We start from the raw sequence: 20,559 nt of genomic DNA, 5'->3' as shown, positions 1-20,559 counted from the left end.
CAGTCAACCCCTCAGGAGACCATGCGATGTTCCGGCTGGCACAACTCTCACTTGCGAACCGGGCCCTGATCGCACTGGTTACTGTCTTCGCGTCCGTCTTTGGCGTGATCACCATGTCGTCGCTGAAGCAGGAACTCATCCCGTCGATCGAGTTCCCGCAGATCACCGTGCTGACCGCCATGCCGGGCGCCTCCCCGGAGGTGGTGGACAAGCAGGTGAGCGGGCCGCTGGAGACTGCCCTGAACGGCGTGGAGGGGCTGGAATCCACCTCCTCCACGTCCCGCAACGGCGTCTCCCAGATCACCATGGTGTTCACGTACGGTTCCAACCTGGACCGGGCACGGAACCAGATTGACCGGGCCATCTCCAACGCCAAGCGGACCCTGCCCGAGGACGTCCAACCGCAGGCCTTCGCCGGCAGCATCAATGATTTTCCCATCGTTTTCCTGGCGGTTTCCTCGGACAAGGGCCTCAGCGAACTCAACGCCGACCTCCAGCGGCTGAGCGTGCCCCGCCTGCAGAAGATCGACGGCGTCCGGGGCGCCGACGTGACAGGCGGCGCTACCCAGCACATCGAGATCCTTCCCCGGCCCGACGCGATGGAGGCATCGGGCGCCACCATCGCCTCCATCCGGGATGCGATGGCCAACAACGGTGCGCTGATCCCGGCCGGAACGCTGGAGGAGCAGGGCAAGACGCTGTCACTGCAGATCGGCAGCCCGGTCGATTCATTGGACGCCATCAAGGCGCTTCCGCTTGCCGGGGCCAGGAACGCCGCCACGATCGGCGCCGTGGCGGACGTCGCCCTCAAAGATGACGAACGCACCTCCATCACCCGGACCAACGGTTCGGAAACGCTTGCCGTGTCCATCACCAAAAAGCCTGAAGGCGACACGGTGGGCATTTCGCACGCAGTCCGGGACACCCTCGACGAACTCGAAGCCGAACTTGGCTCGAACGCCAAGTTCACCCCGGTGTTCGACCAGGCACCGTTCATCGAAAAATCCATCAAGGACCTCACTACCGAGGGCATGCTGGGGCTGGGTTTCGCGGTGGCGGTCATCCTTGTCTTCCTGATGTCCACCCGCTCCACCCTGGTCACGGCAGTCTCCATCCCGCTCTCGCTGCTGATCACCTTTATCGGCCTGTCCGCCACCGGATATTCCCTGAACATCCTGACGCTCGGCGCGCTCACCATCGCCATCGGCCGGGTGGTGGACGACTCCATTGTGGTCATTGAAAACATCAAGCGGCACCTGAGCTACGGCGAAGACAAGGTCACCGCCATCCTGACCGCCATCAGGGAGGTGGCGGGGGCCATTACCGCATCCACGCTCACCACCGTTGCGGTCTTCCTCCCCATTGCCTTCGTGGGTGAGCTCGCGGGCGAGCTGTTCAGGCCGTTTGCCCTCACGGTCACCATGGCGCTGCTTGCATCCCTGCTGGTTTCGCTGACCATCGTCCCGGTGCTGGCGTACTGGTTCCTGAAGAACACCGGCGCCGCGGCCGGTGCGGCTGCGGCAGGTTCAGCAGCTGCCCGCCGCAACGCGGACGAGGTGCGGGAACGGGCGCTGGAAGCGGAACAGCGGAGCAGGCTCCAGCGCGGGTACCTGCCCATCCTCACCAAAACCCAGAAGCATCCGGTGCTCACCCTTGTTGCCGCCGTCCTGGTGCTTGGCGCAACGGCGGCCATGACGCCCCTGCTGGCCACGAACCTCCTGGGTAACTCGGGCCAGAACAGCCTCACGGTCCGCCAGGTACTGCCCGCCGGAACCAGTTTGGCCGACACCAGCGCAGCGGCCGTCCGGCTGGAAGAAGTCCTTCGAGGCATCGACGGCGTGAAGGACGTCCAGGTGACGTCCGGCAACGCGCAGGCCGGGTTCGCCGCGCTCACCTCCACCGGGTCCTCGAACTCCACGTTCACGGTGGTCACGGACGAAAAGGCGAACCAGGCACGGCTGCAGGAGACGGTGCGGAGCGAACTGGCAAAGGTCCCCGATTCCGGGAAGGTCTCGGTGGGCACCCAACAGGGCGGCTTCGGCACATCGTCCACGGTGGACATCACGCTCAAGGCCGCCACCACCGCCGACCTCCGCGAGGCCAGCGACACGATGGTTTCGGCGATGACCGGCGTACCGGGCACCAGCGAGGTGGCAACCAACCTCGCGGCAAGCCAGCCGGTGGTCCAGGTCAAGGTTGACCGGGCGAAGACCGTCGCCGCCGGGCTCAACGAGGAACAGGTTGCGGGCGTGCTCGCATCCACCATCAGCCCCATCCCCGCCGGAACCGTCCGGATCGACACGGATGACTTCCCGGTCCGGATTGGCAAAGGCACCAGGTTCACCAGCATCGACGCCGTCCGGCAAATTTCCCTGCCGGCAGCCGGGGGCCCTGTCACGCTCGGCACCATCGCCGCGGTTGAACAGGTGGACGTCCCTGTATCCATCACCGCCAGCAACGGCCAGCGCACAGCGCGGATCTCCGTGACGCCGTCGGGCTCCAACCTGGGCGCCGTCAACGCGGAGGTCCAGAAACGGCTCGAAGAAGTACAGCTGCCGGCGGGCGTCACTGCCGAAATCGGCGGTGCCACCACCCAGCAGCAGGAGTCCTTCCAGCAGCTCGGGCTCGCGCTGCTGGCGGCAATCGCCATCGTCTACGTCATCATGGTGGCCACCTTCAAGTCGCTCATCCAGCCGCTGATCCTCCTGGTCTCGGTGCCGTTCGCGGCCACCGGGGCCGTCGCACTGCTCCTGGTCACCGGGGTCCCGCTGGGACTGCCTTCGTTGATCGGCATGCTCATGCTGGTGGGCATTGTGGTCACCAACGCGATCGTGCTCATCGACCTCATCAACCAGTACCGGCAGCCGCGCGACGGACGGCCGGGCATGAACGTTGCGGACGCGATCACGCACGGGTCGCGCCAGCGCCTGCGTCCCATCCTGATGACAGCCCTTGCAACCGTGTTCGCCCTCACCCCCATGGCGCTGGGCCTCACGGGCGGCGGCGGCTTTATCTCGCAGCCCCTGGCTGTGGTGGTCATCGGAGGGCTCATCTCCTCCACGGCCCTCACCCTGGTCCTGGTGCCTGTCCTGTACAGGCTGGTGGAGGGCCGGCGCGAGAGGAAGGCCCTGCTCCGGGAACTGCAGGCGAGGCCGGAATTCGGCCCCGGGGCTGACGTCGATGAGGAGTTCCGGGACTGGACCACCGGCATGGTGCGGAAAACCAGCGGCAGGCGCGCTGCACCCGGAAGCCCCGAATAGGCAGGGCCGACGGCAGGCCCGGAATATTTTCCCGCAGGACGCGTTGTACCCGTCGATAGATGCAAATGCATCTAAATTGGACTACACTGGGAACAAGCCAGCAGTCCAGGAACGGAAAGGCACATCATGCAGATCGGTGTTTTCAGCGTCAGCGACATCACCACGGACCCCACGACGGGCCGGACCCCCACCGAGAACGAACGCATCAAGGCCTCGGTGGCCATCGCCAAAAAGGTGGAGGAAATCGGGATGGATGTCTACGCCCTGGGCGAGCACCACAACCGGCCGTTCTTCTCCTCCTCCCCCACCACCACCCTTGCCTACATCGCCGCCCAGACCGAGCGGATCACCCTTTCAACGGCGACCACGCTGATCACCACCAACGACCCGGTCAAGATCGCCGAGGACTTCGCGATGCTCCAGCACCTGGCCGACGGCCGGGTGGACCTGGTCCTGGGCCGCGGCAACACCGCGCCGGTGTACCCGTGGTTCGGCAAGAACATCCAGGACGGCGTGGAGCTGGCCATCGAGAACTACAGCCTGCTGCGCAAGCTCTGGGACGAGGACACCGTCAACTGGTCCGGCAAGTTCCGGACCCCGCTGCAGAACTTTACGTCGACGCCCCGCCCGCTTGACGGCGTCGCTCCCTTCGTGTGGCACGGTTCCATCCGCACGCCGCAGATCGCGGAAGTGGCGGCCTACTTCGGGGACGGCTTCTTCGCCAACAACATCTTCTGGCCCAAGGAGCACTACCAGCAGCTGATCGGCCTCTACCGGGAGCGCTACGAGCACTACGGCCACGGCAAGGCGGACCAGGCGATTGTGGGCCTGGGCGGCCAGTTCTTCATGCGGAAGAACTCCCAGGACGCCGTCAAGGAGTTCCGCCCCTACTTCGACAATGCCCCTGTGTACGGGCACGGCCCGTCACTGGAGGACTTCACCTCCCAGACGCCGCTGACCGTCGGCAGCCCGCAGGAGGTCATCGAAAAGACGCTGACGTTCCGGGAGTACTTCGGCGACTACCAGCGGCAGCTGTTCCTGATCGACCACGCCGGCCTGCCGCTGAAGACGGTGCTGGAGCAGCTGGACCTGTTCGGCGAGGAAGTCCTGCCCGTCCTGCGCAAGGAATACGCCGCCCGCAAGCCCGCGCACATTCCTGAGCCGCCCACGCACGCCGGCCGGGTTGCCGCGCTGCTGGCAGCGCAGGATGCCGAGAAGTCTGCTGCGGAGGCGTGATGGCAGGCAAGGCTCCTGAATCGCCGGTCCGCCTCGCAGCAGAGACCTGGGAGTCGCTGTTCCGGGCCCAGGTGGCGGTGATGCGCAAGCTGCAGTCCGGGCCTGCGTTCCGGAAGCTCGCGGTGAACGAGTACGACGTCCTGTTCACGCTGTCCCGCTGCCCGTCAGGCTGGCTGCGGCTCAACGAGCTCAATGACAACGTCCTGCTGAGCCAGTCCAGCCTGAGCCGCCTGGTGGAGCGGCTGGAGAAGCGCGGGCTCGTGGCCAGGATGCCGGCACCGGAGGATGGCCGTGGCGTGCTCCTGAAGCTGACTGACGAGGGGCGGGAGCTTCAGAAGGAGATCGGGCGCGAGCACGTGCGCGATATCTCCGCCGTCCTGGGTCCCGCCCTGACACCGGCTGAGCAGAAGGAACTGACAAGGCTCACCACCAAGCTCAGGAGCTCCCTGGGACCGCGCCCGCCCCGGCAGGAACCGGGCTAGCCCAGCGCCACCAGCCGGGCGGGATCCTCAACCGGGAGGTCTCCGTTGACCACGGCGGTGACCTGCATCTGGTTCAGCGTCAGGCTTCCGCCCACCGTGGACAGGAACGCCGTGTCGGCCGAGTCCCTGCCCGCCGTGATCCGCAGCATCGACTCCCGCGGGGCCAGCCCGGTGGGATCGATGACGTGCCATGCGCCTTCCACGTATGCTTCGGCCACGGCGTGGAAGTCCATGGGGCTCAGGCCGGGGGCGTACACGGCCGCCAGGCGTGCGGGTATGTCCTTGGACCTCAGCAGCGCAATGGCCAGGTGCGCAAAGTCGCGGCACACCCCGCGGCGGCTGAGGAGTGTCTCCACCGCACCGTCCGTGCCGCGGGAGGAGCCGCTCATGTACCGGAGTTCCCCGTTCACCCAGTTCCGGACGGCGAGCAGCAGTTCGCCGTCGCAGAGTCCTTCGAACTCGGCATACGCGGTGGGCAACAGGCGGTCAGATTCCGCGTAGCGGCTGGGCCGGACGTACCGGATCCGGTCGGCCAGCCCGGTTTCCTCGGGCAGTGCCTTCCCCCCCACCGTCGCGGAGTATTCCACGGTCACTTCGGCCGGGTCGGTGAACTCCATGTACTGCAGCCTGCCGCCGTGGTGGTCCGGCACCTCGGCCACGGGAACCTGCCGGCCGCCGGCTGTGATGGACAGGCTCTCCTCAAACGAGGAATAGCCGTCGTTCCTCGCCGCGGCTATGGCCATGGCCACCTTGGTGTTGGCTGTGGTCCTGAAAACCAGGCGTGCGGAAACAGTGCGTTCCATGACTCTCCGGGGGTGTCGGCAGTGGAAGGAAGTCGCCGGTTGTCGCGGCCGTTGATGTGGGCCGGGAACGGGGACTAGTTCTTGATCTCCAGAGACATTAGCATCCGCTGGACGTTGGCGAAGTCGCTGCTGTCACCGACGTACTGTGCGGCCTGGCCAAGAGTGTCGAATGCCTTGGCGGGTGCCACTTTTTCGTCTGGCGCGAATGCCCTGACGGCTACCAGGTCACCGAAGGAGTAGTCCCCCTTGCCGGCCGGGCCCCGGATGACGTTGCGCAGTTCGCAGGCCTGGCCGTCCGCCCCGCCCACAAGGTTCGTGACCCCGTACGAGCCGAAGTACCGGTACCCCTGGATCACCCTGAACACAACCCTGGGCGGAATGGTCCCCTCCCCGCCTTCGGCTTTCATGTCCGACGGCACGCTGCTGATCACGGTGTAGGGCCGCCGCGCGTCCTGCGGACATTCAGCGGACGACGGCGGGAGTCCCGTCCGCAGTGCCGCCATGAAGGTGCCGTCGGGCTTCTTCACCTCGACCTTCAAGGCCCCGGGCAGGGCACCCTCCTCCGGGGCCACCGACTGCGCTATCCACTCCTGCGGCAGCTCGAAACTCACGCTCTTTGCAGGGTCCGAGAAGGTTTTCCAGGCGGAAGCCGTGGCCACGGGCCCGGCCGTAGCGGACTCCGTGGCACCGGGCTTGGCGCTTCCGGAGGCCGTTGCTGACGCTGATGCTTCCGCCGGCGCGGTGGAGGCGGCCGCGGTGCCCGGCCCGCCAGGCTCCGCTGTCCATCCCGGCCCGCTGTTTGACGGTGTGGAGCATCCTGCCAGGAGCGCGCCGGCCACGAGCACTGATGCGCCCGCCAGGGCCCTTGATGTTGCCATGCCTTCCATGCAGCCAGCCTAACGGGACGCGGCAGCGTCGGGTCCTTTCCCCGGACGGTGTTTCGGCCTGCGCCGATGCGCGGAAGCCGTATGGCAGGGATGCGTGTCGTCGTCGGACGCGCAACTCCGGCGCCGGGGACTAGGCTGGTGCTTATGGAAGCCCACCACGGCACGGCCGAAGAAGATTTGGCGGACATTTCCGCCGTCGACATCGCCGACTGGCGCCTCCGGACCTTTGGCCTGTACGCCAATGTCCGCAAAGTCTCGGCCGAGAGTCCGGCGGAAGCGCATCTGTATTGGCGCCACCAGCGGGACCTCATGTTCGCCACGCACCCTGCATCCCCGCTGACTGCCGAGGAGAAAGCACGCTTCGGGGGCTTGAAGACTGCGGACTATGATCCGATTTTCCGTTTCCACGTTCCGCTGACCAAGGAAGGTGCCGGACGGGAAATGAGCATCGAAACCGGGACCGACGGCGTGGTGAACTTCGTCAGGATGGGCACGTTCGACCTCCCCGAGATGGGGCAGCTCGCCGTGTGGAAGCTGCGGGGCTACGGCGGCGGCATCTTCGTGCCCTTCCGCGACGCGACCGCAGGCCAGCCCGGCGGAAGCTACGGGGCAGGCCGCTACCTCCTGGACACCATCAAGGGAGCCTTCCACGGCGTCCACGGGACAGGACCGGATGCCCCCTTTGTCCTGGACTTCAACTTTGCCTACAACCCGTCCTGCGCCTACAACGAGGCCTGGGCGTGCCCCCTGCCGGGCCCGTCAAACCGGCTGGCCGTGGATATCCCCGTCGGAGAGCTCTACTAGCAGGTCGCACCGGGGGCATCCGTAACGGCTAGGAGCCGAGGGTCCGCACGCTTGCCACTGCCTGCCGGACAGCTTTGGCGGCAACCGCCAGGTCCTCCCCCGCCACCGCGGCGTCAAAGCTGAACCTGACCGCTGTCTGGGCCACCTCAGCCTCGAACCCCATGGCCGTGAGGACCGGCGACGGCGCATCGGACCCGGCTGCGCAGGCGGAGCCGCTCGAGCACACCACCCCTTGGCGCTCCAGTTCCAGGAGCACCGATTCGCCGCTGGTTCCGGGGAAGCAGAACGATGCCACGGAGGGCAGCCGCTCTGCGGGGTGCCCGGTCAGCACCGCCCCCGGTACCCCCGTGAGCACGGCGTCAATAAAGCTGTCCCGCAGGGCGGCCACCCGCCGTCGTTCTTCCTCCTGGCCGGCCTGGGCGAGTGCCAGCGCGGCGGCCAGCCCCACGGCACCTGCAACGTTCTCCGTCCCCGAACGGCGGCCGCGCTCCTGGCCGCCGCCGTGGATCAGCGGCTCGATCCTGGTGCGGCCGCGGACGAAGAGCACCCCGCAGCCCTTGGGTGCCCCCAGTTTGTGGCCCGAAAGGCTCATCGCGTCAACGCCCAGCGCCCTGGTGTCAAGGGGCAGCCAGCCCGCCGCCTGCACTGCATCCGTATGGAAGGGAACCCCATGGCTGTGTGCTGCGGCGGCCAGTTCGGCGACCGGCTGGACCGTCCCCACTTCATTGTTGGCGTACATGATGCTGACCAGCGCGGTTTCCGGGCGCAGTACTGCGAGGAGCGCCTCGGGAGTGACCTGCCCGGTCCCGTCCACCGGCACCACGTCAACCTCGAAGGCGTGGAAGCGTGCCAGGTACCGTGCGGACTCCTCAACGGCCGGGTGTTCGACGCCGCTGATCACCACCCGGTTCAGCGCGGGGTCGGCTGCCTGCCGCGCCAGGGCAATGCCTTTAACGGCCAGGTTGTCCGCTTCGGTGCCGCCGGAGGTGAAGGTGACCTCACCGGGCCGGCAGCCCAGGACCGCTGCCACCGAGGCCCTTGCATCCGCGAGCGCCCTGGCAGCAGCCTCGCCCAGGGTGTGGTGGCTGGAGGGGTTTCCGAACTCGCCGGTCAGGTAGGGCCACATGGCGTCCAGGACCTCGCGGCGGACCGGGGTGGTGGCGGCAGCATCAAGGAAGATCATGGTGTATTCACCCGGCCGTCAGTTCCACGTCCAGGCCGAGGTCCAGCGCGGCCACCGTGTGGGTGAGCGCGCCAACGGAGATGACGTCCACCCCCGTGGCGGCAATTCCCGCGACGGTGGTGAGGTTGACGTTGCCGCTGGCCTCCACCCGTGCCCGGCCTGCAACCAGGGCAACGCCGGCGCGCAGCTCCTCCACGGTGAAGTTGTCCAGCATGATGGTGTCCACGCCTGCCGCCAGGACAGGTTCGATCTGGTCCATCCGGTCCACCTCGACCTCGAAGTGCGTGGTGTGCCCCAGCTGCGCCTTGGCGGCCAGGAGCAGTCCCGTGAGCCTGGCGGGGTCCCCTCCGGTCATGACGGCCAGGTGGTTGTCCTTGGCGAGAACCGCGTCCGACAGGCTGTACCGGTGGTTGGCGCCTCCCCCGCAGCGCACCGCGAAGCGCTCCAGGATCCGCAGTCCTGGGGTGGTCTTGCGGGTGTCGGTAATGCGGGCGGGCGTCCCTTCGGTGAGCTCGACGAATTCCGCGGTCCTGGTGGCGATCGCGGACATCCGCTGGACCAGGTTGAGGGCCACGCGTTCGGCAAGCAGTACCGAGCGGGCCCGTCCGCTGACCCTCGCGAGGTGCGTGCCGGCGTCGAACCTGTCGCCGTCCCCCCGCAGCAGTTCCACGTCCGTGTCCGGGTCCACCAGCAGCATGGCGTCTCGGAACACGGTGGCGCCGCTGAAGACGCCGGGCACGCGGGCGTTCAGCACGGCGGTGGCGCGGGCTTCGGCGGGGATGAGCAGCTGGGAGGTGATGTCCCCCGCCGGAGCGTCTTCGGCGAAGGCGCGCTCCAGGATCTCCCGCACCGGCGCCGACGGCAGCGCCAGGTCAAGCAGGGTTGTTTCAGTCATGGAGGATGCTCACTTTCGGGCGGTTCGGGTACGTGGTGTCGAATTCTTCCCTGATGCCGGAAGCATCCTCCGGGCAATCGCTGCGGTAATGGGCGCCCAAGGACTCCTGGCGTTCCTGGGCCGCAGCCACCAGGAGCTGCGCTGCCAGGAGCAGGTTCCGGTCCTCATGCAGTCGGGCGTCCGCAGAAGGGGCAACAGTGCCGGGACGAACGACGGCGGCCCACCGCCCCAGGGTGTCCCCCGCTTCCCGGAGCAGCTCCCCGGAGCGAAGCACCCCGGCCTTGGCAGTCATCATCCGGCGCAGGGCCTCACGGGAGAACGGCTCACTCCCCCCACCGAAGTTGGACGGCCGGCTCCCACCCGGAGCAGCTGATGCGGCCGGCTCGCCTACTAAAACAGCAGGGAAGGTGCCGGCGTCCATAGCTTCTCGGGGCAGCGGTGCGGAAGCGTGCGTCAAGGGGAGGCCGCCCGCGGCCGAGGCAGCACGCGGAGCATCGGTGCCCCGAGGGGGCGCACCGCCGTCGTCACCTGCCAGGAAGTGTTCAACAGCGCGGCGGCCGAAGACGAGTCCCTCCAGGAGGGAGTTGCTGGCCAGCCGGTTTGCCCCTTGGACCCCGGTGCACGCAACTTCCCCGGCCGCATACAGTCCTGGAACAGTGGTGCGGCCGTGGAGGTCGGTAAGGACTCCGCCCATCCAGTAGTGGGCCGCGGGTGCCACCGGAACGAGTTCGCGGGTCCAGTCAATGCCGGCGTCGAGGGTCCTCTGCGTGAGGGTGGGGAACCGCTTCGCCAGGAATCCGGGACCCTTGGCTTGCTCAATGACGCGTGCGTCGAGGTAGACGTGGCCGTTGGGATCGCCGAGCTTGGCAAGGTGCAGGGCAATGCTGCGGGAGACCACGTCGCGGGGGGCGAGTTCGGCGCCGGGGTGGTAGGCCCGCATGAATCGCTTCCCGTTGCCATCGACGAGGACGGCTCCTTCGCCGCGGACGGCTTCGGAGATGAGGAGCGGATCCTGGTCCAGCCCGCGGGCGGTGCCCGGGCCCGGGGTGCCGGCGCCGGGCACCAGGCAGGTGGGGTGGAACTGGAAGAATTCCAGGTCGGACACTGCTGCCCCGCTGCGGACGGCGAGCGCAAGGCCGTCGGCGGTGGCCACCGCGGGGTTGGTGGTCTGGGCAAACAACTGGCCCGCTCCGCCGGTGGCGAGCAGCACGGCGTCCCCGCGCAGTGTGAGTGTCCGGCCGTCCTGCAGGAACTCGACGCCCTTGACGTGGCCGTCCGTTTGCCGGAGGGCTGTGGCGTGGGCGCCGGTATGAAGTGCCAGGGAACCGCCTGCCTGCCGGGCCAGCACTGCACGGATCAGGGCCGCGGCCACCTTCGCGCCTGTGGCGTCGCCGCCCGCGTGCAGGATCCGCGGGGCGGAATGGGCGGCTTCCAGCCCCAATGCCGGGCCGCCGTCTGTACCGGGATCAAAGACCACGCCGAACCGTTCCAGCCCGGCAATGTCCCTGCGGGCCTCCGTGCACATGAGCCGGACTGCCTCTTCGTTGCAGTGTCCCGCACCTGCCTGGAGGGTGTCGGCAATGTGGGCCGCAACGGTGTCCCCGGGGGTGGGCTCGTCCAGCACGGCTGAGATGCCGCCCTGGGCGTACCAGGTGTTGCTCTCGCAAAGCTGGCCCTTGCTCAGCAGCACCACGTCTGCCCCGGCGTCGGCCGCCAGCAGTGCGGCGTAAAGTCCGGCAATACCGCTGCCGACGACGACCAGCCGCCGGCGCGTGCCGGGCACAATGGGCGCGGCGGACATTATGGCCTGGCGGCGAGCATGCGCTCGAGCGCGGTCCGTGCATGGTCCTGGACGGAGTCCGCCACCGTGATCCGGTTGACGATCCGCCCGGCCACCAGTTCCTCCAGCACCCAGGCAAGGTAGCCCGGGTGGATGCGGTACATGGTGGAGCAGGGGCAGATCACGGGATCCAGGCAGAAGATGGTGTGCTGCGGGTATTCGGCGGCAAGCCGGTTCACCATGTTGATCTCTGTGCCGATGGCAAAAGTGGTGGGTTCCGTGGCCGCGGCGATGGCCTTCCTGATGAAGTCGGTGGAGCCGGCCGAATCGGCAGCGTCCACCACCTCCATGGGGCACTCCGGGTGCACGATCACCTGGACGCCGGGGAAGTCGGCGCGGGCTTTCTCGATCTGGGCCACGGTGAAGCGCTTGTGCACCGAGCAGAACCCGTGCCACAGGATGACGCGGGAATCGAGCAGCGCCTGCTCGTCGTTGCCGCCCAGGTCCTTGCGCGGATTCCACATGGGCATCTGCTCCAGCGGCACGCCCAGGGCCTTGGCAGTGTTGCGGCCCAGGTGCTGGTCCGGGAAGAACAGCACCCGCCGGGCGCGCTGGAACGCCCACTCAAGGACCGTCCTGGCGTTGGAGGAGGTGCAGACGATGCCGCCGCGCTCGCCGCAGAAGGCCTTCAGCGCGGCGGAGGAATTCATGTAGGTGACGGGGATGACCGGAACCCGGCCCTCGGCGTCGGGCTCCGTGCCGTAAATCTCCTCAAGCTGCTCCCAGCACTCAGCCACGGAGTCGGCGTCGGCCATGTCCGCCATGGAGCAGCCGGCCGCCAGGTTGGGCAGGACGACGGCCTGCCCGGGGGCGGAGAGGATGTCAGCGGTTTCGGCCATGAAGTGGACGCCACAGAAAACGATCGCCTCTGCGTCCGGACGGGTGAGTGCGGCGTTGGCCAGCTGGAAGGAGTCGCCCACGAAGTCGGCGTACTGGATCACTTCATCGCGCTGGTAGAAGTGCCCCAGGATGACGGCCCGGTCCCCCAGCGCAGCCTTCGCGGCCAGGATCCTTTCGCCCAGCTCGGCGTCGCTGGCCAGTTTGTATTCCTCGGGCAGCTGGCCCTGGCGGGGGGTGGCGGCGGGAGCCACGTCCGCACTGGAGGCACCCGGGCCGTAGGCGGGAACGCCGGCGAGCGCCTCGGCAAGGTCGTAGTCCCAGGGGCCCTTGGCCAGGGCCGGGCTGCAGGTGCTGCCCTTTGCGGTGGCGCCGTTTTCGGCCTGCTCGCGCGTGATCAGCTGGATTGCCGTGTTGACGCTGCTCATGGTGTGCTCCTGTTGTCTGGGTCAAGGCCGGGCCGGCCGGTAAAGCGGTAGAGGCGCGGTGGACGGTGCTTGCCGCCCTGGAGGTACTCGCCCGTTTCCTCTATTTCGGGGGTGGACTTGAGCTGCCTGCGGAAGTTCGCCGGATCCAACTCGCGGTCCAGGACGGCTTCGTAAACCTCCCGCACCTGGGCAAGGGTGAAGTATTCCCCCAGCAGGTGGTAGGCCACGGAGCCGTAGGCCAACTTGTTGCGCAGCCGCCACAACGCGTAGTCCACGATCGCGTTGTGGTCAAAGGCGAGTTCGCCAAGGCGGTCCGCACGGAACCACCGGACGTTCTCGGACTCATCCGCGAGCGCGGCTTCGGTCGGCTGGACCAGGGCCCAGTAGACGATCGAAACCACGCGCTGGGTGGGTGAGCGGTGAAGCCCGCCGAACGCGTACAACTGCTCCAGGTAGCTGGGGGCAAGTCCTGTTGTCTCCCTCAGGTTCCGTGAGGCCGCGTCCTGGAGCGACTCCGCGTGGCTCAGCGGGCCGCCCGGCAGCGCCCATAGTCCTTTGAAGGGTTCCCGGATCCTTCGCACCAGCGGCAGCCAGAGCGTAGGGCGCCCGGATTTTTCACTGGGGCGGAGCGCGAAGATGACCGTGGAGATGGCCAGCGACGGCGGCGCGGCCTGGCGCTCGGAGACGTTGGCAGAACTGGAGTACATGTCCCACCGCCTTTCCGGGGACCAGGGGCTCGCCCTCCGCAAAGGCGCCCGACTGAGTTATGGTCATTTTGACCAAAACTAATTCTACGGCCTGCCGCTCCATAAACGCCAACTATTTCGGAAGTTTGCCGTCCCGGGGTTCCCGCCGCCCGGGGGCATCAAATTCCGCTGCGGGACCGTAAACGGTAAATTCAAGAGGTCCCACAAGGCGGCACCATCCAAACCCCAAGAAGGTTCACGGCACATGACGATGAAGTCCACCACAGCCCGGCCCACCGGAAAGCCCGCGCATCCTCCCCACAGCATGAAGCCCCGGCAGCTGACCATGATGGGGCTCGGCAGCGCCATCGGCGCCGGCCTGTTCCTGGGCTCGGGCGCGGGAGTGCAGGCCGCCGGCCCCGCCGTCCTCATTTCCTACCTGGTGGCCGGCACCCTGATCATCCTGGTCATGTGGGCCCTGGGCGAAATGGCTGCCGCGAACCCCAACAGCGGCGCCTTCTCCGTTTACGCGGAACGCGCTTTGGGGAAGACGGCCGGCGCCACGATCGGCTGGCTCTGGTGGCTCCAGCTCGTGGTGGTGATCGCCGCCGAAGCGCTGGGGGCAGCCGCACTCCTCTTCTCCGTCTGGCCGGTCATTCCAGTGTGGGCGCTGGCACTGGTGTTCATGGTGGTTTTTACCGGCATCAACCTCGCGGGGGCCCGGAACTTCGGCGAGTTCGAGTTCTGGTTCGCCATCCTCAAAGTTGCCGCGATCGTGCTGTTCCTGGCCGTGGGTGCCGTCCTCCTCCTGGGCCTGCTGCCCGTCACATCACCCGGACTGTCCAATATCACCGGCGACTTTGCGCCGCAGGGCCTGGGCGGCATTGCGTCCGCACTCTTCGTGGTCATCTTCGCGTTCGGCGGGACGGAGATTGTGTCCGTTGCCGCGGCCGAAACACAGGATCCGGAGCGGAGCGTGGCCAAGGCCATCCGCACTGTTGTCTGGCGCATCCTGGTGTTCTATATCGGCTCCGTGTTCGTCATCGCCGCCGTCCTTCCGGCCACCTCGGAAAGCCTCGCCTCACCCTTCGCCGGCGTGCTGGACGCGGCGCGAATCCCCGGCGCCGGAACGGCGATCACCCTGGTGGCCGTCGTCGCACTCCTCTCCGCACTGAACGCCAATCTCTACGGGGCGTCCCGGATGGCCTACTCCCTCGCACAGCGCTCCGCAGCGCCCCGCATCCTCACCCGCCTGGGCGGCGCCAACGTCCCCATGCTCGCGGTGGGGGTATCGGTCGCCTTCGGTTTCATCGCCACCGTCCTGGAGCTGCTGTTCCCCGAACGGATCCTTCCGGCCCTGTTCCAGCTGGTGGGCTCCACCTGCCTGGTGGTCTGGGGAAGCGCCCTCGTCTCCCAGCTGATCCTGCGGCGGCGGGCGGACCGGGCAGGAATTCCGCTGCCCCTCCGGATGAAGGGTTTCCCCGGGCTGACCATCCTGGGACTTGTCCTGCTGGCCGTCATTTTCGCTGTGGGGTTCAGCGCGGAAGAGAGCCGCCTCCAGCTCTTCAGCACCTTTGCCCTTATCGCCGGGATTGCCCTGGCCTGCGCGGCGGGCGCCCGGCTCACCGCCCGGACCCGCCGCCCGGAGGCTGCCGCCGGTGAGGGGAAACAGCCGGGCGGCCGGCAGGTAGAGTAAAACCAGTAGCACGAGGTTCCGAAGCGCCGGGTCCGCCTGGGCGCCGTACTTGATGAGGACTGACACCATGAGCGGCAGGCACACCGGCCAACAGCACACGCACACCGTGGAAGGCACGGACCCGCAACTCTACGTGGCGGTGCATGATCCTGCGGTTGATGCCGGGTTCCGCCCGGTCCTGCTGGTGCACGGGTTCTCCTCCTCCAGCAAGCTCAACTGGGAGGACACCGGGTGGGTGTCCGCGCTGCTGGACGCCGGCCGGCGGGTTATCACGGTGGACCTGCCCGGCCACGGCCGCAGCGGCGCCCCGGAGGACCGGGACTCCTACTCCCCCAGCAGGATCCGCGCAGACCTGCTTCAAACAGCGTTCGACGCCGGCGTGCGGCCTTTGCAGAAGGGTGACCCTTCCAGCGGCCTCGACATTGTGGGCTACTCGCTGGGCTCCAGGCTCGCCTGGGAATTCGGCGCCACCCAGCCGGAAATCACCCACCGCCTTGTCCTTGGCGGCCCCAACATTTCTGATCCGCTGGCCGAGTTCGACCTTCGCGCCGCGCAGGATTACCTTGCCGACGGCACACCCATAGCCGACGAGTCCACGGCCCGGCTGCTCAAGATGGCACTCCTGCTGCCCAGCAACAACATCTTCGCGCTGCTCTCCCTGGTGGAGGCCATCAAGGCCGAGCCGTACGACCCCGCAGAGGCAGTTCCCCACGTGCCGATGCTCCTGGTGGCGGGGGAAATGGACGAACGGGCCGCCAGCCTGCCGCAGCTTGAAGAACTGGCGCGGAAGGCCGGTTCCATGGCCGAGCAGCTTATCCTGCCCGGCAGGAACCATACGAACGCTGTGACGAGCAGGGCCTTCAAGCAGGCTGCCATTTCCTTTCTGGCCGTCTAGCCTTTTCGCGGAGGGACTGATGCGCACGTTCTTCGAAGACCGTACGGACGCCGGCGAACGCCTTGCGGCCATCCTTCCGCAGTTCCGGGAGCGGCCCGACACCCTTGTGCTTGGCTTGGCCCGCGGGGGAATCCCCGTGGCAGCCGCGGTGGCAAAGGCCCTCCATCTTCCACTCGGAACCGTCCTGGTCCGGAAGCTCGGAATTCCCGGCCATGAAGAAACAGCCTACGGCGCCCTGGCCTGGGTCCACGGCCGAACAGTCCGGCTGGTCAACAAGCCCCTGCTGGACCGCGTCCTTGAACACGGCGTCCGCCAGGAATGGCTCGACGCCGTGGAGCAGCGGGAACGCGCCGAGCTGCTCCGCCGCGCGGAGCTCTATCCGGGCGTGGACCTCGACCTCGCCGGAAAGACCGTCCTCCTGGTCGATGACGGCCTGGCGACGGGAGCCACCATGCGCGCAGCAGTGGAAGCAGTGCGCGACGGCGGCGCGGCAACCGTCGTGGCGGCTGCCCCGGTCGGCTCCATTGAGGCAGAGGCCTCCGTGGAGCGCGCATGCGACGCCGTCCTGTGCCTGCACCTGCCCGGAAAGTTCCGCGCGGTCGGCAGTTTCTACCGGCACTTTGAGCAGTTGTCGGACGACGATGCGATCAGCATCCTGGAGCAGTAACACAGCAGGCCATGTCCTTTCGCAGTATGGCAAAGGAGACGAACCGGCACGGCACAGGCGGCCCAGACGGCGAAGCGGGCCGGACCGCCATGGTCCGGCCCGCCGTCGTCCTGCACTGGGCGGTGGTGGGATTAGTGGTGGCTGACGCCGAGCGGCCGCCCCTTGGTTTCCTTGGCCAGAACCACACCAATGGCGGAGATGACGCACAGGACCATGATGTAGATGCCAATGGATCCGGTCCACTTGGTGGACTGCAGCAGCGTTTCAGCGATGGTCGCCGCGAATGCCCCGCCCAGGATGGCGCCGAAAGCGTAGCCGATGGAAATCCCGGAGTACCGCACATTCGCGGGGAACATCTCGGCGTACATTGCTGACATGGGCCCGTAGGACAGCCCAAGCCCGATGGTGAGGACAAACAGCGCCAGGCCGTAGAACCAGATGTTCTTGGTGTCGATGAGTGCGAACATCGGGATCATCCAGGCGAAGATGATGGCGTAGCCCGTCAGGAAGGTCTTGACCCGGCCGATGCGGTCCGAGAGCCAGCCGCCTGCAAGGGTGAAGATCAGCCAGCCGAAGGAGGCCAGGGTGGTGGCCAGCAGCACCTCCGCGGTAGGCATCTTCAAGGTCCTGGTGGCGTAGGCGATGAAGAAGGCAATCAGCAGGTAGCCGGCCGCATTGTTCCCGATGAAGATCATGGTGGAGTACAGGACCGGCTTCTTGTGGCTGCGGACCAGCTCGCCCAGCGGGGCCTTGCTTTCCTGCTTCCGGGCAGCCATCTCCCGGAAGACGGGGCTTTCGGCCACCGCCCGCCGGATCAGGTAGCCCACCACGATAAGGACGATGGAGAGCAGGAACGGCACGCGCCAGCCCCAGGCCGCGAAGTCCTCCTTGGACATGCTGGTGTTGAGGAAGAAGAGCAGGCCTGTGGCCAGGATCATGCCGATGGGCACGCCGATCTGCGGGTAGGCACCGAAGAGGCCGCGCTTGTTCAGGGGCGCGTGTTCAACGGCCATCAACGCCGCGCCGCCCCACTCGCCGCCGGCTGAGAAGCCCTGGATGATGCGGAGCGTGATCAGCAGCACAGGTGCCCAGGCGCCGATCTGGGCGTAGGTGGGCAGCATGCCGATCAGGGCGGTGGCTGCACCCATCATCACCAGGGTGAAGACCAGCATCGCCTTGCGGCCCAGGCGGTCGCCCAGGTGGCCGGCCACCACGGCGCCGAGGGGCCGGAAGAGGAAGCTGATGCCGATCAGGGCGAATGAGAGGATCTGTGCCAGCCCGGGGTTGGACTGGTTCAGCGGTGCCAGGAACAGCGGCGACAGCAGCGTTGCGGTCAACTGGGCAAAAATGAAGAAGTCGTACCACTCGATGGTGGTTCCGACGAGGGTGCCGGCGAGGACCTTGCGTTCCTCCCGCCGGGTGCTGGGACCGGCGAGTGTGTCCACCTTGGAAGGTGTGGTCATTGAAACTCCATTGTTCAAGGCAGCAGCGCTGCCGGGACGCCATCAGGATTACCGACAGAACGGTCAGTTAGTTAGTAGGGTACTACGAAAATGTGAGGCACAACACGGCCCGCGCAAACTTTTATGCGCAGCCGGTTGAACTGCGGGAACCTGCAGGAAAGCCGACCTGACGTTTGGGCTCCGCGATCACCCAGTTCTATATTTGAATTGCCCTTTCGAATTGAGGACACCGCGCGCCTGGCCGGATCCCCGGCACCCCCTGCCGGAACCTGCCACCTAGGATGGTCACCATGAATCCCACCGCTGCAGCGCCGGCCGGAGCAGCGCCGGCCCAGGCGTCCGCGTCGCAAACCCTGTCCCGGGGAATCCGCGCCCTGGAGATCCTCGCGGCAGCGCCCGGCCCGCTGACCATTGCGGAACTGGCGGACGCGATGGGCGTGCACCGGTCGGTGGCGTACCGCATCCTCCGGACCCTGGAGGACCACTCGCTGCTGGTGCGGGACGACGCCGGGCGGGTCCAGCCGGGGCCGGGGCTGGCTGTCCTGGCACGCGGGGTTTCGCGCAACCTGCAGGCGGCAGCCCTTCCGGAGCTGACGCAACTCGCCAATACCCTGGATATGACGGCGTTCGTGGCCGTGTGGGACCACCACGACTGCATCACCCTGCTCACGGTGGAACCCAGGCACTCGGGCGCCACTGTGGCCCAGCACCCCGGCACCCGCCATCCCGTCAACGCCGGCGCCCCGGGCATCGCCATCCAGTCGGCGCTCACCGAGGCCGAATGGGACCGGCTGGCCACGGGAATCCCCTACCGCCCCGAGGCCGCCGAGGCCCGCCGCGCCGGATACTCGGCCAGCCACGACGAGGTCATCGCCGGCGTATCGTCCCTGGCTGCGCCCGTCCGGGTACCCGGCAGCCGCCCGGCCGCCCTCGCCGTCGTCTATATCCGCTCATCCCATGACCCCGCGACGGTGGGCGCGGCTCTGGTGGAGAGCGCCGCCAGGATCGAGCGGCAACTGGCTTAGGGCCTGCGGCGAAGAACAACGCCGGACGCGGCACCCAGGAGTGCCAGGACCGCTGCGGCACAGACCGGGACAACAAACGCCGCTGCGTAGCCGTGCAGTTCGGCCAGCTGGCCGCCCAAGGACGAGCCAAGGGCAGTGCCGGCCACGATGCCGCTGGCCAGCGCCGTCATTACGGTGCCGAGCCGGCCAGCCGGAGCGACGGCACCGCCGACGCCAAAGACCGTGACCATGACCGGCCCCACCGGGAGGCCCAGGACCAGCAGCGCCGCCACCATCCCGGGCATCGAGGACGGCAGCAGCAGGAGCAGGGCCAGCGCGGCCATCAGCCCGGCGCAAAGCGCCCACCGCCCGGACAGGCTGAAGGCCTGCGGCCAGTAGGCAACCGACAATGCCGCCGCGGCCGAGCTCAGGCCCATCGAGGCGTACAGCAGGCCGGCAACCTCCGAGCCTCCAAACAATCCCGAAAACGAGCTCAGGGCGGCCTGCGTCGAGCCAAAGAACGTTCCCATGCACACCATGGCAAACACCGGCAGGGCCACCGCTGCCGGGAGGCGCCCGGCAGCGGTTCCTGCACCCTGCGAACGCCGGTCCGCGGCGGTCCGGGCCGCGCTGCCCGCCGGAGCAGCCCTGATGACCGGAACGGCACGATGGGTGCGGTGCACCGCGAAGGCCGGAACGAAGGTGATGGTCATGGCCGCCGCAAGGGCAAGGGGCAGCCAGGGCGCCAGCAGGCTGGCCAGGATTCCCACCAGGGCCGGCCCAAGGACAAAAGTCACCTCGTCCGCGGTGCTTTCGTAGGAAAGGGCAGTGTGCAGGTCCTTCGCCCTGTCCGCGGCCGGCCCCCGTGAGGCCAGGGCCATCCACCGCACCCTGGCCAGCGGTCCGACCTGCGGACAGCTTGCACCGGACACGAAGGCGGACGCCAGCACCGCCGCAGTGACACCGCCGAACTCCCCCATGGCCCACACCGCAAGCATCAGGGCCACCACTGCCGCGGTATTAAGGAGGGACGCGATCACCAGCACGGGACGTTGTCCGCGCCGGTCGGCCAAGGCTCCCAAGGCCGGAGCGCCCAATGCCGAACCGATCCCGACCGCACCGGCAGCCGTCCCGCCCAGTGCGTAGGAACCGCTGGCTGACGTAACCAGCGTGAGTGTCCCGACTGTCAGCATGGCCAGCGGAAGCCGCGCAAACAGCCCCAGCGGAATAAAGCTGCGGCCGGCAAGACGGGGCAGCCGGGCGAAGCGGCTGCCGCCGAGAGCCGGGTTGGCGGACGTCGGGTTGGCAGCTGGCTGGTTGGCGGCGCCAGGCGGCTCAGGGACGTGGGCGGGTGCAGGGGAAGGCGACGGCTGGCCGGCAGGGACAGTTACTTGCGGGCTGTCAGGTGAGGTGGATGAAGTCAATTCCGGGCTCGTTCATGTTGTGCACACCGTCCCTCCTCCCGATGCGCGCAACCCGGTAACTGTCCAATT

General features: G+C 67.6%; 17 protein-coding genes. 8 read left to right on the top strand and 9 right to left on the bottom strand.

Annotated elements, in window-relative coordinates; genetic code table 11:
- The first annotated feature begins 26 nt into the window (after positions 1-26).
- From GK109_RS17765 to GK109_RS17755, 3 genes are all read left to right on the top strand, one after another.
- Entirely contained in the window at positions 27-3,260 is a 3,234-nt protein-coding gene (locus GK109_RS17765) for an efflux RND transporter permease subunit (protein ID WP_157241869.1), read from the top strand.
- A gap of 126 nt (positions 3,261-3,386) precedes the next feature.
- A complete protein-coding gene (locus GK109_RS17760) occupies positions 3,387-4,496 on the top strand; it encodes an LLM class flavin-dependent oxidoreductase (RefSeq protein ID WP_157241868.1) in 1,110 nt (369 codons plus the stop codon).
- Positions 4,496-4,978: a MarR family winged helix-turn-helix transcriptional regulator gene (locus GK109_RS17755; RefSeq protein ID WP_157241867.1), complete on the top strand. Its 483-nt coding sequence runs from the start codon at positions 4,496-4,498 to the stop codon at positions 4,976-4,978. Before GK109_RS17760 ends, GK109_RS17755 begins: the two co-directional genes overlap by 1 nt.
- On the opposite strand, the gene GK109_RS17750 is transcribed toward GK109_RS17755, so the two are convergent.
- Together GK109_RS17750 and GK109_RS17745 are read right to left on the bottom strand one after the other, a co-directional pair.
- The gene (locus tag GK109_RS17750) at positions 4,975-5,781 is read right to left on the bottom strand and encodes a transglutaminase family protein (RefSeq protein WP_157241866.1); all 807 of its coding nucleotides are present in this window, start codon (positions 5,779-5,781) and stop codon (positions 4,975-4,977) included. The genes GK109_RS17755 and GK109_RS17750 overlap by 4 nt on opposite strands.
- 74 nt (positions 5,782-5,855) lie before the next feature.
- Entirely contained in the window at positions 5,856-6,668 is an 813-nt protein-coding gene (locus GK109_RS17745; protein ID WP_197432491.1) for a hypothetical protein, read from the bottom strand.
- 144 nt (positions 6,669-6,812) lie between these two features.
- Between GK109_RS17745 and GK109_RS17740 the strand changes: the two genes are divergently transcribed.
- On the top strand, positions 6,813-7,472 hold the full coding sequence (locus GK109_RS17740; protein ID WP_157241865.1) for a DUF1684 domain-containing protein: 660 nt from the start codon (positions 6,813-6,815) through the stop codon (positions 7,470-7,472).
- Between the two features lie 28 nt (positions 7,473-7,500).
- Here GK109_RS17740 and GK109_RS17735 read toward each other — a convergent pair whose 3' ends face one another.
- Genes GK109_RS17735 through GK109_RS17715 form a run of 5 tightly spaced genes read right to left on the bottom strand, consistent with a single transcriptional unit; the run spans position 7,501 to position 13,362 of the window.
- Positions 7,501-8,655 carry a cysteine desulfurase family protein gene (locus tag GK109_RS17735; protein ID WP_157241864.1) on the bottom strand — a complete coding sequence of 385 codons (1,155 nt, stop codon included), beginning with the start codon at positions 8,653-8,655 and terminating at the stop codon, positions 7,501-7,503.
- Positions 8,656-8,662: 7 nt separating this feature from the next.
- Positions 8,663-9,550, bottom strand: a complete 888-nt coding sequence (nadC, locus tag GK109_RS17730; RefSeq protein WP_197432490.1) for a carboxylating nicotinate-nucleotide diphosphorylase — start codon at positions 9,548-9,550, stop codon at positions 8,663-8,665.
- Positions 9,543-11,351 carry an L-aspartate oxidase gene (nadB, locus tag GK109_RS17725; RefSeq protein WP_157241863.1) on the bottom strand — a complete coding sequence of 603 codons (1,809 nt, stop codon included), beginning with the start codon at positions 11,349-11,351 and terminating at the stop codon, positions 9,543-9,545. The genes nadC and nadB overlap by 8 nt, the downstream gene beginning before the upstream one ends.
- Complete coding sequence (nadA, locus tag GK109_RS17720; RefSeq protein ID WP_157241862.1) at positions 11,351-12,655, bottom strand: quinolinate synthase NadA; 1,305 nt, start codon at positions 12,653-12,655, stop codon at positions 11,351-11,353. Before nadA ends, nadB begins: the two co-directional genes overlap by 1 nt.
- Positions 12,652-13,362, bottom strand: coding sequence for an NUDIX domain-containing protein (locus tag GK109_RS17715; protein ID WP_104998334.1), 711 nt, complete (start codon positions 13,360-13,362; stop codon positions 12,652-12,654). The genes nadA and GK109_RS17715 overlap by 4 nt, the downstream gene beginning before the upstream one ends.
- Positions 13,363-13,606: 244 nt before the next feature.
- Here GK109_RS17715 and GK109_RS17710 point away from each other — a divergent pair, with 244 nt between their 5' ends.
- The 3 genes from GK109_RS17710 to GK109_RS17700 all read left to right on the top strand — a co-directional run bounded on the left by GK109_RS17710 (position 13,607) and on the right by GK109_RS17700 (position 16,599).
- Positions 13,607-15,037: an amino acid permease gene (locus GK109_RS17710; protein WP_157241861.1), complete on the top strand. Its 1,431-nt coding sequence runs from the start codon at positions 13,607-13,609 to the stop codon at positions 15,035-15,037.
- Positions 15,038-15,104: 67 nt separating this feature from the next.
- Positions 15,105-15,932, top strand: a complete 828-nt coding sequence (locus tag GK109_RS17705; protein ID WP_157241860.1) for an alpha/beta fold hydrolase — start codon at positions 15,105-15,107, stop codon at positions 15,930-15,932.
- A 19-nt stretch (positions 15,933-15,951) separates the two neighbouring features.
- Positions 15,952-16,599, top strand: a complete 648-nt coding sequence (locus GK109_RS17700) for a phosphoribosyltransferase (protein WP_157241859.1) — start codon at positions 15,952-15,954, stop codon at positions 16,597-16,599.
- 131 nt (positions 16,600-16,730) lie between these two features.
- Here the strand turns inward: GK109_RS17700 and GK109_RS17695 are convergent, their stop codons facing one another.
- Positions 16,731-18,062 carry an MFS transporter gene (locus GK109_RS17695; RefSeq protein WP_157241858.1) on the bottom strand — a complete coding sequence of 444 codons (1,332 nt, stop codon included), beginning with the start codon at positions 18,060-18,062 and terminating at the stop codon, positions 16,731-16,733.
- 290 nt (positions 18,063-18,352) lie between these two features.
- Here GK109_RS17695 and GK109_RS17690 point away from each other — a divergent pair, with 290 nt between their 5' ends.
- A complete protein-coding gene (locus GK109_RS17690; RefSeq protein WP_197432489.1) occupies positions 18,353-19,087 on the top strand; it encodes an IclR family transcriptional regulator in 735 nt (244 codons plus the stop codon).
- Here GK109_RS17690 and GK109_RS17685 read toward each other — a convergent pair.
- The gene (locus tag GK109_RS17685) at positions 19,084-20,490 is read right to left on the bottom strand and encodes an MFS transporter (protein WP_157241856.1); all 1,407 of its coding nucleotides are present in this window, start codon (positions 20,488-20,490) and stop codon (positions 19,084-19,086) included. The two genes, GK109_RS17690 and GK109_RS17685, sit on opposite strands and share 4 nt — an antisense overlap.
- Positions 20,491-20,559 lie beyond the last annotated feature (69 nt).

The sequence above is a fragment of the Pseudarthrobacter sp. GA104 genome (genome assembly GCF_009741265.1).
In the GTDB taxonomy this organism is placed as follows: Bacteria; Actinomycetota; Actinomycetes; order Actinomycetales; family Micrococcaceae; genus Arthrobacter.
The sequence above is the reverse complement of the archived record's forward strand: the minus strand, read 5'-3'. Positions and strand labels throughout refer to the sequence as shown.

Coding starts and splice junctions, on each gene's coding strand:
- GK109_RS17755 (WP_157241867.1), top strand. CDS start 4,496: ATGGCAGGCAAGGCTCCTGAATCGCCGGTCCGCCTCGCAGCAGAGACC.
- GK109_RS17710 (WP_157241861.1), top strand. CDS start 13,607: ATGACGATGAAGTCCACCACAGCCCGGCCCACCGGAAAGCCCGCGCAT.
- nadC (WP_197432490.1), bottom strand. CDS start 9,550: ATGACTGAAACAACCCTGCTTGACCTGGCGCTGCCGTCGGCGCCGGTG.
- GK109_RS17750 (WP_157241866.1), bottom strand. CDS start 5,781: ATGGAACGCACTGTTTCCGCACGCCTGGTTTTCAGGACCACAGCCAAC.
- GK109_RS17705 (WP_157241860.1), top strand. CDS start 15,105: ATGAGCGGCAGGCACACCGGCCAACAGCACACGCACACCGTGGAAGGC.
- nadA (WP_157241862.1), bottom strand. CDS start 12,655: ATGAGCAGCGTCAACACGGCAATCCAGCTGATCACGCGCGAGCAGGCC.
- GK109_RS17715 (WP_104998334.1), bottom strand. CDS start 13,362: ATGTACTCCAGTTCTGCCAACGTCTCCGAGCGCCAGGCCGCGCCGCCG.
- GK109_RS17745 (WP_197432491.1), bottom strand. CDS start 6,668: ATGGAAGGCATGGCAACATCAAGGGCCCTGGCGGGCGCATCAGTGCTC.
- nadB (WP_157241863.1), bottom strand. CDS start 11,351: ATGTCCGCCGCGCCCATTGTGCCCGGCACGCGCCGGCGGCTGGTCGTC.
- GK109_RS17700 (WP_157241859.1), top strand. CDS start 15,952: ATGCGCACGTTCTTCGAAGACCGTACGGACGCCGGCGAACGCCTTGCG.
- GK109_RS17765 (WP_157241869.1), top strand. CDS start 27: ATGTTCCGGCTGGCACAACTCTCACTTGCGAACCGGGCCCTGATCGCA.
- GK109_RS17760 (WP_157241868.1), top strand. CDS start 3,387: ATGCAGATCGGTGTTTTCAGCGTCAGCGACATCACCACGGACCCCACG.
- GK109_RS17735 (WP_157241864.1), bottom strand. CDS start 8,655: ATGATCTTCCTTGATGCTGCCGCCACCACCCCGGTCCGCCGCGAGGTC.
- GK109_RS17690 (WP_197432489.1), top strand. CDS start 18,353: ATGAATCCCACCGCTGCAGCGCCGGCCGGAGCAGCGCCGGCCCAGGCG.
- GK109_RS17740 (WP_157241865.1), top strand. CDS start 6,813: ATGGAAGCCCACCACGGCACGGCCGAAGAAGATTTGGCGGACATTTCC.
- GK109_RS17695 (WP_157241858.1), bottom strand. CDS start 18,062: ATGACCACACCTTCCAAGGTGGACACACTCGCCGGTCCCAGCACCCGG.